The following is a 14689-nucleotide window of genomic DNA, read 5'->3' on the forward strand; positions in this document are numbered from 1 at the left end:
ATGTTGATATGTATGTCATTGGCCGCAATGGCTCACGCCTCGCTGGCTCAGGTTTCGATGGTCAAAAACCCGCTACCCGAGACACAGAACTACGAGGCGGCTTATCAAATTATTGCGCCTCTCGGTGAAAGTGTTGTCGGCCATTATCGGGTCGTCGTAAAGCGCGAAACCGCCACTTTCCAGCAGACCGATCCTGGCTACCTGCAGCAGGCTGAGATTGAATTCAGTTATCCGACGATGTTTGGCAAATACCATTACCTCTATAGAGATGAGGTGATATATGGGCCAATGGGAGAAGTATCGTTCACGATTCATGAACAGGAAAACGGCAAGCAACGCACCCGGATTGGGCGTCCGCTAGGCGCGTCCGGCGGGATGATTATTGAAAGCACCGGTGACGGCGATAGCGAGACGCCTTCCATGCAGAGCTTTCCCGCCAATCTTTATGATCTGACATTATTTTCCCTGCGTTTCCCCAAACCCTGTAGCGCAGAGCGCGTGGGTCAGGTGATTCATTCACGCATGCTCAACGCCAATACTGGCCAGATTGCGCAGATGGATAGCGAATATGTCAGTTTCGGCAAAGCCCAGCCACCGACCTTTTCGGCACCGGTAGCTAACATTTGTTTGATCGTGACCAAAAGCGATCGGCGCGAAATGAATAAACGCTCCTGGGTAACACAGGACGGCTATTTGCTCTTCGAAGACTCACCCGCTTACCGACTCAAACTCTCGCCCTTCGAGTCTGCTCTTCCACCACAACATCAGGGTGCCCGCCTATGAATATTATACCGGCGCAGCGCTTACCCATCGTCTCTTTGCAACAGGCTGGGAAAAGCTATGGCAAAGGCGATAGCGCAGTGCATGCATTAAAAGATGTCAGTACTGAAATCTGGCACGGGGAATTTATTGCCCTGTGCGGTCCTTCGGGCAGTGGCAAAAGTACATTGCTCAACCTTATTGCGGGAATTGATCATCCTACATCGGGTCATGTGTATTTGTTGGGGCAGGATCTGAACGCACTCAGCGATCGCCAGACCGCGGCATTGCGTGCGGAATCCATCGGCTTTGTATTTCAGTTTTTTAATTTATTGCCGGTACTCAGCGTATTCGACAATGTCTATTACCCACTGATGCTCAACGGCTATAGCCGTAAATTGGCGCAGGATCGGGTGATGGATATTATCAACAAGGTGGGGTTAGGCAAACATTACCGGCGTCAGCCTGGTGAATTATCCGGTGGACAGCAACAGCGCGTGGCGATTGCCAGAGCGTTGGTAAAACATCCGGCACTGGTTGTAGCCGATGAACCGACCGGCAATCTTGATACGCAGACTGGCCGCGAGATCGTTGAGTTATTACTGTCAATGAATCAACAACTGAAAACCACTTTTGTTATCTCTACTCACTCTTTGCAATTGCGTGACATGGCAAAACGCGTGATCGAAATTGAAGACGGGGGGCTGAAGAATGATTTCATTATTGCGTAATATTAATCCGATCGCGCTTTTGGTTCTCAGCCTGACGACATCCGCAACGGTAATGGCTACGGAACCGGTGCAAAATAGTGATTATCGCCCACAGAGTCAGCGAATGCTGGCCGAACTGATTCGTGAAAACAGTGCTGATCCACGCGCAAAAGCAATTCTGGGTGTTATTTCACGGCCATCAATGGGTGAATTAACTCAGGCCGTCAACGAGCTGGAGAGCTATATCGCGGCATCTGCGCAGGATAATACCGCCAAAATGTATTATGGCTATGGTCTGTTGTTCATGGCATCAGAGTTCCTCAATAACAAAAACTATTTTAAAGCGGCAGAATTTTCAAAGCGCGGCTTTTTCTTTATTGATGAAGCCACTGAAAGCGATTTGGATAATTGGCGCATGCGTTACCTGCGTGCGCGAATGGATACCTTTGTTCCCAAAGTGAATGGCCGTTGCGTGATTGCATTGAAAGATATTCGCTATCTGCAAGAACAGGCATCGATTCCTGAAGACTTGAAGCCGTTTATTACTTTCATGTTGGCGCGTGCATCGGCGACGTGCGATCACCCGGATCAAGAACAGGCCGCCTATCAGGCACTCGAAAGTGCTGGCAGTCAGGGACAATCCCTGCTGGCAATTAAAAAAGAAGAGAAACCGTTTACCCGGCCAGAAGAGATTAGTGGCGTAATTCAATCACTGATTGGAGTCCATCCATGACGACGATAATGTTTTATATCTCTAACGCCATTATCCTTTATGCGCTGCTATTGGTGATAGTTACCTGCATTCGGCGGCCAACGGATGTGCGTTATACCTTTCTGAATCTGTTTCGCCAGCGTCGACGCTCTGGTGTCACCTTACTGGCGATTACGCTGGGCGGGGTGGCGGTGTTTATTTTTGGTGGTTTTGTTGATTATTCGTTCTGGGCTCTGCGGGAACAGACCATTCGCACCAATATTGGTCATGTGCAGTTATATAAAGAGGGTTATTTAGCCAGTGGTTCAACCAATACGCTGAACTACACTATTCCCAATTATAACGAAATAAAAAATATCCTGATGCAAGACCCGGAGATAGCACCGAAAATTAAAGCCATCACCGGGCAAATTGAATTCTCCGGCATTATTTCTCAATATGAGAAAGGCGTATCGACCTTCTTTTCGGGGGTGGGTATCGAGCCAGAAACCTCATTAATGCTCGGTTCACTGGATCAGGTGATCTCCGGCAGCGATCTCTCGCGCATCGAGCAGCAGAACATCACGATTGGTTCGGGAATTTCTTCAGCACTGTCGGCAGGTTATGACGACTGGGTCGATCTGCTGGTGGTAAATCCGGAGGGAGGGCAGAATGCCATGTCGTCCCAGGTGCGCGGTGTATTCCAGTCAGGTATCAAAGCCTACGACGATACGACAATCAAACTGCCGTTAAAAACAGCGCAGCATTTACTGCAAACCGACGGGATCAGTAAAATTATTATCCTGTTGCAGGACACCGATCAGACGGAGTCCGTGATCGCCCGGATTAATGCGCTGATTAAAACACATCATCTGAATCTGGAATCCCGTTCGTGGAATGAATTGGCAATTTATTACCATCAGGTGGTTAATCTATTTGAAGGGATTTTCTTTTTCATAAAAGCCATCGTTAGCATCATTGTGGTATTCATGATTGGTAATACTTTGATGATGAACGTGGTTGAACGCACCCGTGAAATAGCTACCTTACGGGCATTGGGACTCACGAAATCTTATATCAGTCGCTTATTTGTCTTGGAGGGCGTGGTGATCGGCATGGTGGGCTCAGTGCTCAGCGTGGTGTTTGGAATTATGATTGCCGGAATAATTAATATTAACGGTATTCCTATGCCGCCTTCACCAGGTTATACCCAGGGTTATCTGGCATTTGTATTGTGGGATCAGGATTACAATTTATTCTGGTTCTCGTGCGCATTGCCATTAGTGACATCGGTCATTGCTTCAATTATTCCGTCCCGGCGGGCGGCGAATTTAGTCATTGCTGAAGCATTCCGGTTTGTTTAATTACGGTTATCAAGGATCAGAATAATGAAAAAGGGACAGCGGGTGTTGATTACTGGTGCGGGGCGGGGTATCGGTCTGGCGCTGGCGCATAAATTTGCACAGGAAGGATACGATCTGATCCTGAATTATCGTAAGGAGCAGGGAAAAAGCCGCGCCAATCTGCAACGTTTTGTCGAAAGCGAGCTGGCGGAACAGGTCGAGGTAACGCTGGTACAGGCCGACATCGCCGAACCACGCGATATTCAGGACATGATCAAGCAACTGAAAAATAAAGGGATCATGGAAATTGATCATCTGATTTTGAATGCGGCAACCGCGCCATTCAAACATTTTTCAGAGATGACCCGCAATGACTGGAAATTGCTTCTCAACGTCAATTTGATTGGCAATGTGGCCTGCGTCAATGAAGTGGTCCCCATGATGACCCGCGGTGGCACCATTTGCGCGATCTCCAGCCTGGGTAGCCAACGGGTGTTACCGAAGTATCCGTTGGGCATCATGAAATCAGCGCTGGAGAATCTTGTCCGTTACCTTGAGGTTGAGCTCTACGATCGCAATGTGCGGGTCAATGCGATCTGCGCCGGTGTAGTGAATACCGATATGGCACCGTTCCTGAAAGAGTTGTGGCCTGAGATGTTCCAGCGCTATGAAACCAACCCGCGTCGCTGGTTGGTTGAACCGGAAGAGGTCGCTGAAATAGCGTCATTCCTCATCAGTGAACGCTCTAGCGCTATTCGCGGCGCAACGCTGATGGCCGATCTCGGTATGACATTGGAACCTTAGCTGCTCTGTCGGGCGCGGTTCGTAGCAGTTATCAGGGAAAAAAGTAATCAGGGTTGTTATCAGGAAGATGCCATGGAATTTAAACAAGCAGGGTGTGCAATATTATTGAGCGTGGTCGTTTTTCCTGTGCTGGCGGAAACGCCGGCAAGTCCAATGCTCTCGCTGGATCGCGATCAGCTCAACGCGTTGACCCAGGAAGATGAAAATGCCCGGCGCATTATCCGTAACGCCGATCGGGTACGTGCACCGGCCGAGCCGTTTCGTTATACCCTGACATTGCTGGAACATAAGGATGGACAGGACTTGACCGAACGCCAGCAGGAATTGGATGTCTCAATGCGCTTTTACAAACCTTCCGAAACCAAGGAAAAGGGCGATGCGCGGGCGCTGGTGCGTTTCGTCTCCCCGGTGCGCGACAAAGGAAAATCCCTGCTCTCAGACCTGGATAAAATGTGGTATTACTCCCCCGATCTGCGTCGTCCTATTCCGATATCACGACAACAAAGGCTGATGGGACAGGTATCAAATGGTGACGTGGTTGCTGCCGACTTTGATTATTCCTATATTTCCACCCTGATCGGTGAAGAGGCTTGTGGCAGCAAGCAGTGTTATAAATTAACGCTCAAGCGTCGTTGGTCCTATGTGACCTATCCACTGATTAATTACTGGGTCGAAAAAGAGACCTATTATCCTTATCGCGCAGATTTTCTTTCCGTCGATGGCGTATTAATCAAACGTTCTTATTATAAAGATTACCGCGAAGTATTGGGTGCCGTGCGCCCCCATCAAATAATCGTAGAGGACGCGCTACGCAAAGACAATTACACCACCATGACCTATTCCAATATGGTGCTTGAGTCCTTGCCGGAATCTTACTTCCAGAAAGAGTACCTGATGAGACTCAAATAAGGGTGCCTATGGAAAGGACATTTCTCAGGATGAAGAAAGAGATCGCTCAGGGAGTCAAGTTTGCTTCGTGGCTGTTGATAGGCATGCCCTTTTCATCGCTGGCGGTCGAGTGCCAGGTGATGCGTGGATTTGCGGGCATTGAGGGCGCTGGTGCATGGAGTGACAATACTTCCTGGAACCTTAATGCCCATGGCTTTCGTAACAACCAATCGATTGTTGGGTATTTGTCTGGGTTGAGCCGTTGTGATGTGAATCAGCGACTCAGCGCGCAGCTACAGGCCGGTTTCGAGGCGGCGTCACAGTCGCATGTGCCTGGCATTTATCAAGGGAAGAAGAATCAGGGATCGCCAATTATCAATCAGGCGTATGCCACGGTGACGCCGCAAGACAGCTTACTGCTCGACTTTGGCAAAATCCGTAAAGCCAGCGGCTATTTATTTACCGTTTCCCCGTTGGATCTGCTGCGTAATACCAGTGGCAATATGCGCAGTGTCAAGGTGAACGCACAGGGAAATCATTGGCGTAATTTCTATGATGAAGGTTCGCTGGGGGCGGGGGCGACATGGTATCGGGACAACGGGACGTTTGAGATCGCTGCACTGCCTAAACTAATACGTCAGCGGCCAAAAAATACCTCGGCGGCCGATTGGGACATGCTTGAACGGACGAACGGCACCGACCGGTATTATGCTGCGTATACCGCAACCGGGCTGGATAAGTTTAATCCGACCGTTGCGCTGTTGGCTGGTGATACACAAGTGCTGGCATTGGGTGCCAGCGGTCCGGTGAGCGATAAACTGATCTTGAATATCGAAGGTGCGCTGGCTCGTGGGCAACGCTGGCGTCGTCTGGACAGTGCGTCGGGACGTGCCATTCAGAACCTGCAAACCGTCCCCGATCCTTTCCAGCAAAAGAGCAGCAATATTAATGCCGACTTTGGTGTAGGGCTGCGCTATACCAATGACAGCCTCACGGAATATGGCCTGGAATATTACGGTCAAAGCCAGGGATATAGCCGTAGCGAGTGGAAAAACTATTTTAATACTGTCCAGTTTGTTAATGGCAATTACAGTCAATTCATCCCCCCCGCTTATTTAAGCCCTGGTGTGGCTGATGGATACCGGCAGTATGCGCAGATGATCGCTGCCGAAAGTGATAATGTTGGCCGCGCGGGTTATTTGCAGGGCAAACACTACCTGAGTGCCTATATGAGCACGAATAAAAATGAAGTGATGAAAGTTGATGCCACATTATCAGGACTGGTGAATCTGGTGGATCAAAGCAGCATGGTGACATTGCATTTAAATACGCATTTAACTGAGCGCGTCGAAAGTTATGTGGGCATCACGTCCAGTTTTGGTTCAGAACGTACTGAATTTGGTCTCTTTGGTGAAAAAGGAACGGCATATGCAGGAATTCGAGTGGTCTGGTAAATCGCCGAATAAGGGAAAGGTTATCATTTTCCCTGGGCAGGGAACGCAGGCGTTGGGGATGGGGAAAGAGGTCTGTGATATTTCCGCCATAACTCGCAAGGTGTGGGATTGCGCCAGCGATGTTTCAGGTATTGATGTGCGCAAGTTATGCCAGCGCGGGCCAATGACCCGCCTGGATCAAACGCGTTACCAGCAGTTGGCAGTAACAACAGTGAATGTGGCGATGTTCAACGTATTTGCAGAATCTGACTCGTTGGAAAATACCGCTTTTGCCGGACACAGCGCCGGTGAATATTCTGCGCTCTATGCGGCCGGTGTGTTTGATTTGGAAACGGTATTCAAAGCCATCATCGCCCGGGCGACGATCATGCAAGCCTTGGCCGAACAGCGGAAAGGGGCGATGTATGTGATCAAGGATATCAGTCATGACGAACTTCAGTTGGTGATTGCTCAATCTGGCATGAGTGACGTTGTGAAAATAGCCAATGATAATTCGCCGCGCCAGCAAGTCATCTCTGGTGATGTCACGGCAGTCAAAGAACTGTCGCACAAATTGGCACAATCAGGATATGGATTGGTCAAGCTTGCGGTTAACGGCGCCTGGCACAGCCATTTGATGCAAGAGGGAGTAGAGCAGTTGTCGCAGGCGTTGGCCGGGTTGGCATTCCATGTACCGCGCTATCCGGTATATATGAATTTGACTGCGTCAGTGGAGAATAATATTTCCGCCATCAGGCGGTATTTAGCGCTGCATTTGACTCATCATGTTCGGTGGCGGGAAAGTATGGAAGCCTGCTATTGCCATGGGTATCGTGATTTTATTGAGATGGGAAGTAAAAAAATATTCGGCAATATGTTAATGGCACAATTTCCTGTTGAGCAGAAAGTATCGGCCACGTGTTTCTCTGAACTGCGCCGCCAGCAATTAATGGATTTGTGTTCAAGTTAGGGACAGTTATGCAACCAAATTTCAAGACATTCAGACGTCAATATCTGTTGATGACATTTCTTGGGTTATTGATACCCAGTGCGTTACTGTCAATGTCGCTGGTGCGTAATGTCATCAATATTACCCTCCCTGAGCTGATAATGGGGTTGGGGATGATTGCTGTTGCCATCACTTTCAGCGCAGTCAGGGATTCCCGCGGTTACTGGTTTTATGCTATCCAGGCTGTAAAGATTTTTGAACCCGAGTCAGAGCGTCAAAGGCTCATTACGGCAAACATCCCTGCCTGGAGGCAACTGCTCGCCCGAAGTCCAGTGTTTGCCGCTTTACTGGCATTTATTTTTGTCGTGGCAATCTCTGCTGTGGGTTACTCTTGGTCTTATCCGCATATTGACGCGTTAATCTATCTATGCTGCTTTTTTATTCTGCCCTTTTTTTCTTTGCTGCTGCTGGGGTCAATTGTGATTTGCCATACACGAGAGGCCATACTTAATTCATCCCTTACGACTGGCTCTGTAAAGAATATCTATTATTATCTTGGTTATGATGTGCTTATCAGTTTACTCGTTAACTTTGCACTGGTTTTCCCAATTGCCCGTAAACCCGCGTTTAGCCTGGCGGATGGGTACAATAGCATGCTATTTCAGATAGCCTTCTGTGTGCTTTTATTGGCCGTATTATTGTTTATGCTGTTTTTTGCTCGGGTAAGTCGACGCTATATTATGGTTGGGGAGTTAATTGCTGAAGATATCGATCTTTCGTTTGCCCGTCGACCGTTACCCTCATTATTGGCGGTTTTTTTAAAGCAGCACCGTCGTTATGTCATCTATTTTTTTTCGGTGATCCTCTGGGGCATTTTACTCTGTAACAGTGCCGCATTGCTTGTTGACTCTCAGGACTTTATTCCACTATACCTTCTGGCTTTGATACCCATTGTATTGATCTATCTGGTTGAGCGTTATCAGGTGTTATATGTGGCTTTTATTCAGGCCAAAGATATTCATCAACGCCTGAAAAATAATAAGATATTGCTTTCTTTGAGATAACCACTTGTGAATACAAGTGGTTATCTATTGCAGGCTAATGCTGGAAATCAGGGGGCAAGTCTTTTGAGGTCATAAATCAATGTTGATTTAGGTGGAATCAACGGTGGAGAACCGGCATCCCCATAGACCAATTGCGTAGGAATGACGATCTTCACAGACCCCCCTTCACCGATCATGTTGACTCCTTCCTGGAGCAGGGGAGGCAATTGATCGTAGTAAATAGTGATGGATTTTTCTTCTAACTTGTTGGTATCACTAACAACAACCCCTGTAGAGAGTGACTCTCTAAGTTGTATGCGTAACGGTTCGCTCCCAGTGGCTTTCTTGTTATTACCTGCATTAACGATCTGATAACTAAAGCCGGAAGGACTTTTCTTCACGCCTTTTTTCTTACTGAATTCCTGTAGATAGCTACTACTGCTCTTCTCTGACTTGCTCGCCAGTTCATTCATTTTTTTATCAACGTCCTGATTAAATGTAGACAGCGCAGCCGCGAGCTCTTTGCTGCTCATGCTTGACTGTTTATTAATCTCATCGTTGAATCCGCTGACCAGGAATCTATTATCAAGAACCAGACCCATTTGCTGTTGTTGATTGTTGATTTCCCCTAACTGCCTGGCGTACATAATACCGTTGGCATATGCCTGTTTTTCCGCATCTGTTACAGGTTTTGCTGGTGAGCCTTTGTTGGCGGAAGCGGTTTGTGCAACGGTTTGTTCTTGCTGTTTTTTGCTTTCAGCTAATTGAAGTTGCAGGGTTTCCACTTGTGAAAGCAGTTTTTGGCTTTCGGTATCCTGCGTTTTCATTAGCGCTTTTTGTTCTTCATTCGTTTTTTCTGCCGCAGCCAGTTGTTGCTGTAACGTATCAATTTTAACGTTGAGCTGCTGGCCGTTGGTATCCAAACTTTGTGTCAGTGCATCTATGCGTTCTTGCTTTCCAGCTTCACTTTTTTGAGCTGCATGAAGCTGGTGTTGTAGCATGGTGATTTGAGTTGCTGTTTCTTTGCGACTGCTCTCGACCTGCGTTTGTAACTCAGTGGAATTCTTTTCAGCATCGCTGAGCTTCTGCTTGAGTTCGGTGATCTGCGCGGTCAGTGTCTGCTTTTCAGCGTCTTTGGCTTTGACGGCGCTATCGGTCTTGGCTTGCAGCTCGGCACTGGCTTTCTCGGCGGCAGCCAGTTGCAGTTTCAGCGCATCGAGCTGCTTCGCCATCTCTTTGCTGCCGCTGTCGGCATCTTTCATCAGCGCGGCGATTTGGGTTGCGGCCTCTTTGCTCTTGCCGTCGGCCTGCGCCTGCATGGCTTTGGCGTTCTTCTCTGCATCAGAGAGTTTTTGCTGCAAGTCAGTGATCTGCGCGGTCAGCGTCTGCTTTTCAGCGTCTTTGGCTTTGGCGGCGCTATCGGTCTTGGCTTGCAGCTCGGCACTGGCTTTCTCGGCGATAGCGAGTTGCAGTTTCAGCGCATCGAGCTGTTTTGCCATCTCTTTGCTGCCGCTGTCGGCGTCTTTCATCAGCGCGGCGATCTGGGTCGCAGCCTCTTTGCTCTTACCGTCAGCCTGCGCCTGTATGGTTTTGGCATTCTTCTCAGCCTCGCTGAGCTTCTGCTGGAGTTCGGTGATCTGCGCGGTCAGCGTCTGCTTTTCAGCGTCTTTGGCTTTGACGGCGCTATCGGTCTTGGCTTGCAGCTCGGCACTGGCTTTCTCGGCGGCCGCCAGTTGCAGTTTCAGCGCATCGAGCTGCTTCGCCATCTCTTTGCTGCCGCTGTCGGCATCTTTCATCAGCGCGGCGATCTGGGTTGCGGCCTCTTTGCTCTTGCCGTCGGCCTGCGCCTGCATGGCTTTGGCGTTCTTCTCTGCATCAGAGAGCTTTTGCTGCAAGTCAGTGATTTGTGCGGTCAGTGTCTGCTTTTCAGCGTCTTTGGCTTTGACGGCGCTATCGGTCTTGGCTTGCAGCTCGGCACTGGCTTTCTCGGCGATAGCGAGTTGCAGTTTCAGCGCATCGAGCTGCTTCGCCATCTCTTTGCTGCCGCTGTCGGCGTCTTTCATCAGCGCGGCGATCTGGGTCGCAGCCTCTTTGCTCTTGCCGTCGGCCTGCGCCTGTATGGTTTTGGCATTCTTCTCAGCCTCGCTGAGCTTCTGCTTGAGTTCGGTGATCTGCGCGGTCAGCGTCTGCTTTTCAGTATTGTTGGCTTTGGCGGTGGCATCGGTTTTAGCTTGCAGCTCGGTGCTGGCTTTTTCGGCGGTGACGAGTTGCGATTTCAGCGCATCGAGCTGCTTCGCCATCTCTTTGCTGCCGCTGTCGGCATCTTCCATCAGCGCGGCGATCTGGGTCGCAGCCTCTTTGCTCTTGCCGTCAGCCTGCGCCTGCATGGCTTTGGCGTTCTTGTCAGCCTCGGAGAGCTTTTGCTGCAAGTCGGTGATTTGTGCGGTCAGCGTCTGCTTTTCAGTATTGTTGGCTTTGGCGGTGGCATCGGTTTTAGCTTGCAGCTCGGTGCTGGCTTTTTCGGCGGTGACGAGTTGCGATTTCAGCGCATCGAGCTGCTTCGCCATCTCTTTGCTGCCGGCGTCGGCATCTTTCATCAGCGCGGCGATCTGAGCCGCGGCCTCTTTGCTCTTGCCGTCGGCCTGCGCCTGCATGGCTTTGGCGTTCTTCTCTGCATCAGAGAGCTTTTGCTGCAAGTCGGTGATCTGTGCGGTCAGCGTCTGCTTCTCAGCGTCGTTGGCTTTGACGGTGGCATCGGTCTTGGCTTGCTGATCGGCACTGGCTTTCTCGGCAGCCGCCAGTTGCAGTTTCAGCGCATCGAGCTGTTTTGCCATTTCTTTGCTGCCGCTGTCGGCATCTTTCATCAGCGCGGCGATCTGGGTTGCGGCCTCTTTGCTCTTGCCGTCGGCCTGCGCCTGCATGGCTTTGGCGTTCTTCTCTGCATCAGAGAGCTTTTGCTGCAAGTCGGTGATCTGTGCGGTCAGCGTCTGCTTCTCAGCGTCGTTGGCTTTGACGGTGGCATCGGTCTTGGCTTGCTGATCGGCACTGGCTTTCTCGGCGGTGACGAGTTGCAGTTTCAGTTCATCGAGTTGCTTCAGCAACTGATCGCTTTCGCCAGTGGCATTGGCAGTCAGTGCGTTAATATCTGCTTGCCGCTGCTCGTTGAGCTTATTAGCCTCAGCAAGTTGCTGCGTTAAATTATTAATCTGCGCGGTTAGTTGAGTTTGAATATCGGTTGATGTTTTATCAACACCAGAAGGTTTCTTAATATTTTCCCAAGCGGAGCGAACTCCTTCACTTATTTGCTCACCCGCCTGGCGCAAATTACCTGACGCCTGACGCTTTTGCGCTTCGGAAAGTTCCTGCTTTAATTTTGTAATTTGTGTAGATAATTGCTGAAGAGATTCTTGATAGGATTTAGCCTGAGCTTCTGCGCTACTCTTTTGCTGCTGTGCCGCTCTCTGTGCTTTTGCCAGTTGCTCTTTAAGTTGAGTCGTATCACTTGAAGAACGTACATTACTCCGCGCGGATGATTGCGGTGGCTGAGAAGATTCTGAGTTACGTCGGATCTCATAATTAGCCGCAGGAATATCTAATTGACCAATAGTTCCAAAAAGGGCATCGTGCCTTTGCTGTAGAATATCGGAGAGTCCCGATAGGGACTCCGATTCATTATTTGAAATGGTTTCAGCGGATAAAACGCTGTTACCGAATAGCAGCATAGCAATAGCTAAGGCCAATGTCCCTCGGTTCATACCTGATCTCCTGCGGCTCAACATCAACATCCCTGTTTAAAAATCAACTTTTCTCAATACGTTCCAAGAGCGAGCGAGTCAGGTCTACTCTGATATCATTACAGGTTCTGGCAATTCGATACTGGAACGCAGAGTCGAGGATATTTGTCATCTCGCTATTCATGTTGCCCCGTACCTTTATGTAATTTTTCGCTTCTACCAGTAAATGGTTCAGCTCTGCGTTGCGAGTTACAAATTTGGCTTCTTTGATCTGCTGCAAGGCTTTCAACTCTTTGAGGCAGGGCCCCAACGTTGCGTCATATTCTTCAGGGGTACCAGGAGTATTTGAATTCATCAACGCGGGAGAAGGCACGGCTTGGCTGCTGACTGTCTGGGCTTGCTGCGCATCGGGAGACGATGACTGCGTCATTGGGGCTGGTTGTGTAACCGAAGCCGGTCTCGTTGCCGATTTTTGCGCGGCAGACTGTTGATTAGCGTTCTGACATCCCATTAAGGACAGGGATAGAGTAACAAGCACTATACTTTTTTTCATTGTTGCAACACTCCAGAAACACTCGTCTTGAATATTTTTTGAATTTTCTAAAGGAAAAAATACGTTAAGAGAGAGGTTACCGGTTGACGCAACTTTAATGGCTTTCACCATAGTGTGATTGATATCACGGCCTTTCCGGACTACACAATCCCTATGTAAACTAAACGGCCGCAATAATTGTTTCATTTTGCTGGAATCATTGTTACGGACGCTATTAATCTAAATGAAATCTCAGCCACAACCTCCTAAAATTACTCACTTTTCAGTAAATAAAATTTTAAGAGTGCCTGGTGAGAGCCCAGTAGAACGCTTATGTTACTGTTTTTTTAGTTAAAAGGTAAGAGTAATGCCGGATTTTCAACTAAAAATAATCTTAATTAAAGTCATCGAATGCAGGCGTTTATGGCTGGGACTTCATTTTATGGAGCGAAAGGGAAAGTCAAATAAGAACCCATGAGAGGCAATGTAAGGTATATCTGAGTATCAATCGTTATTTAATAGACTTTTCTTTAAGAATTACCTGATATAACGAGAAATATCTTACCTCAATTGAGTGGCAAATTCATTATCAGCTCAGCAGACGTGGAGAGGAAATATCTTAAGCGGTTGTGGAAAGCGCTTTTCTAATAATGCTGAACCTGAATGGGCTGGCGCAATGACAACCCATTGGTGACGTAACGCTTATGCGCTAAGGATTAACTTACGGGATCTGCGGATGCGGCGATAAATCCTTCCCGTAATGACGCGATCGGCAAGTAACGGCCAATGATCACCAGACGTGACTGGGCCGGTTTATTCTCCTCCCATTCTGAGCCGTAATCGAAACCCACCACTTTATGGATGCCCTGAACGATCAGGCGCTGCGGATTGCCTTCGATAGCCAGCACGCCTTTATATCGGAGCATATCGTTGCCGTACTGTTCGACAATGCTCTCCATAAACGCGCCAATTTTTTTCAAGTCCAGTTTACCTGCCTCAAAAACATGGGCCTGGATGTCATCATTCCAGGATTGTGTCGCTTGTTGTGGTGCCAGACGGAAAGCCTGAAACTTCATCGGCTGAGGTTCGGCAGCGCGAATCACATGGAATCCCTGGGTGACGCCAATGTCGTCATTGAGTTCGAACGCATGAATATCTAGCCACAGCGAAGGCGGGCATTCCCCCTGCACGATCTCAAAAATTTCGGCCTTGTTGTTGATTTGATGGATGCGTTGAATGGCTTGCTCTTTCAGCGAATCATCGACCCGATCCGTTTTGGTCAGCAGTATTCGGTCGGCAAAGCCGATTTGTGCAGCGGCCACGCGGTGTTCATCGAGCTGACGTTGAATATGCTCGCAGTCCGCGAGGATGATGACGGCATCAAGGTGCATCGCGTCACGCAGTCGTTCATCGACAAAAAAGGTTTGAATAATCGGTGAGGGATCGGCCAGACCGGTGGTCTCAACGATCAGTCGATCAAATTTCAAGACACCCTGTTCGCGTTTATCGAGCATTTCATGCAGCGCTGCGGTGAATTCCCCACGCACGCTACAGCAAACGCAACCATTACTTAACTCCACAACATTGACGTTTTCCCCACCCCGCAGCAAATCTCCGTCAATGCTGACAGCACCAAATTCATTTTCCAAAATGGCAATAGGCTGGTTGTCGTTATGGGCGAGAAGGTAATTAATCAACGTCGTTTTGCCTGAGCCCAAAAATCCACTCAGGATTGTAACCGGTACAGCATCATTCATTGTGCATTCTCAAAGGTTAAGGGCGCCCATTCAGGTATTGCCCGCG

At 48.9% G+C, this 14689-nt stretch carries 12 protein-coding genes; 9 read left to right on the plus strand and 3 right to left on the minus strand.

The window, feature by feature from the left end; genetic code table 11:
• The 9 genes from DRI82_RS01265 (at position 1) to DRI82_RS01305 (ending at position 8641) form a co-directional block, all read left to right on the plus strand.
• A complete protein-coding gene (locus DRI82_RS01265; protein ID WP_114191691.1) occupies positions 1-783 on the plus strand; it encodes a hypothetical protein in 783 nt (260 codons plus the stop codon).
• Complete coding sequence (locus tag DRI82_RS01270) at positions 780-1490, plus strand: ABC transporter ATP-binding protein (protein WP_114191692.1); 711 nt, start codon at positions 780-782, stop codon at positions 1488-1490. The genes DRI82_RS01265 and DRI82_RS01270 overlap by 4 nt, the downstream gene beginning before the upstream one ends.
• Positions 1471-2202: a hypothetical protein gene (locus DRI82_RS01275; RefSeq protein ID WP_114191693.1), complete on the plus strand. Its 732-nt coding sequence runs from the start codon at positions 1471-1473 to the stop codon at positions 2200-2202. The genes DRI82_RS01270 and DRI82_RS01275 overlap by 20 nt, the downstream gene beginning before the upstream one ends.
• Positions 2199-3524, plus strand: a complete 1326-nt coding sequence (locus DRI82_RS01280) for an ABC transporter permease (RefSeq protein ID WP_114191694.1) — start codon at positions 2199-2201, stop codon at positions 3522-3524. Before DRI82_RS01275 ends, DRI82_RS01280 begins: the two co-directional genes overlap by 4 nt.
• Before the next feature lie 24 nt (positions 3525-3548).
• The gene (locus DRI82_RS01285) at positions 3549-4307 is read left to right on the plus strand and encodes an SDR family oxidoreductase (protein WP_114191695.1); all 759 of its coding nucleotides are present in this window, start codon (positions 3549-3551) and stop codon (positions 4305-4307) included.
• A 72-nt stretch (positions 4308-4379) separates the two neighbouring features.
• Positions 4380-5216 (plus strand): outer membrane lipoprotein-sorting protein, encoded by an 837-nt coding sequence (locus tag DRI82_RS01290; protein ID WP_245956745.1) that lies wholly within the window; start codon positions 4380-4382, stop codon positions 5214-5216.
• 8 nt (positions 5217-5224) lie between these two features.
• Positions 5225-6649 (plus strand): death domain-containing protein, encoded by a 1425-nt coding sequence (locus DRI82_RS01295; protein WP_157967991.1) that lies wholly within the window; start codon positions 5225-5227, stop codon positions 6647-6649.
• Positions 6624-7598: an ACP S-malonyltransferase gene (locus DRI82_RS01300; protein ID WP_157967992.1), complete on the plus strand. Its 975-nt coding sequence runs from the start codon at positions 6624-6626 to the stop codon at positions 7596-7598. The genes DRI82_RS01295 and DRI82_RS01300 overlap by 26 nt, the downstream gene beginning before the upstream one ends.
• A gap of 92 nt (positions 7599-7690) precedes the next feature.
• Positions 7691-8641: a hypothetical protein gene (locus DRI82_RS01305; protein ID WP_157967993.1), complete on the plus strand. Its 951-nt coding sequence runs from the start codon at positions 7691-7693 to the stop codon at positions 8639-8641.
• Between the two features lie 47 nt (positions 8642-8688).
• Here the strand turns inward: DRI82_RS01305 and DRI82_RS01310 are convergent, their stop codons facing one another.
• From DRI82_RS01310 to DRI82_RS01320, 3 genes are all read right to left on the minus strand, one after another.
• Entirely contained in the window at positions 8689-12375 is a 3687-nt protein-coding gene (locus DRI82_RS01310; protein ID WP_170138656.1) for an FKBP-type peptidyl-prolyl cis-trans isomerase N-terminal domain-containing protein, read from the minus strand.
• Positions 12376-12418: 43 nt separating this feature from the next.
• Positions 12419-13093, minus strand: a complete 675-nt coding sequence (locus tag DRI82_RS01315; protein WP_114191700.1) for an RAD23 family protein — start codon at positions 13091-13093, stop codon at positions 12419-12421.
• A gap of 509 nt (positions 13094-13602) precedes the next feature.
• Positions 13603-14643 carry a CobW family GTP-binding protein gene (locus DRI82_RS01320; RefSeq protein ID WP_114191701.1) on the minus strand — a complete coding sequence of 347 codons (1041 nt, stop codon included), beginning with the start codon at positions 14641-14643 and terminating at the stop codon, positions 13603-13605.
• Positions 14644-14689: the final 46 nt, after the last annotated feature.

This window comes from Edaphovirga cremea (assembly GCF_003332275.1).
Lineage (GTDB): Bacteria > Pseudomonadota > Gammaproteobacteria > Enterobacterales > Enterobacteriaceae > Edaphovirga > Edaphovirga cremea.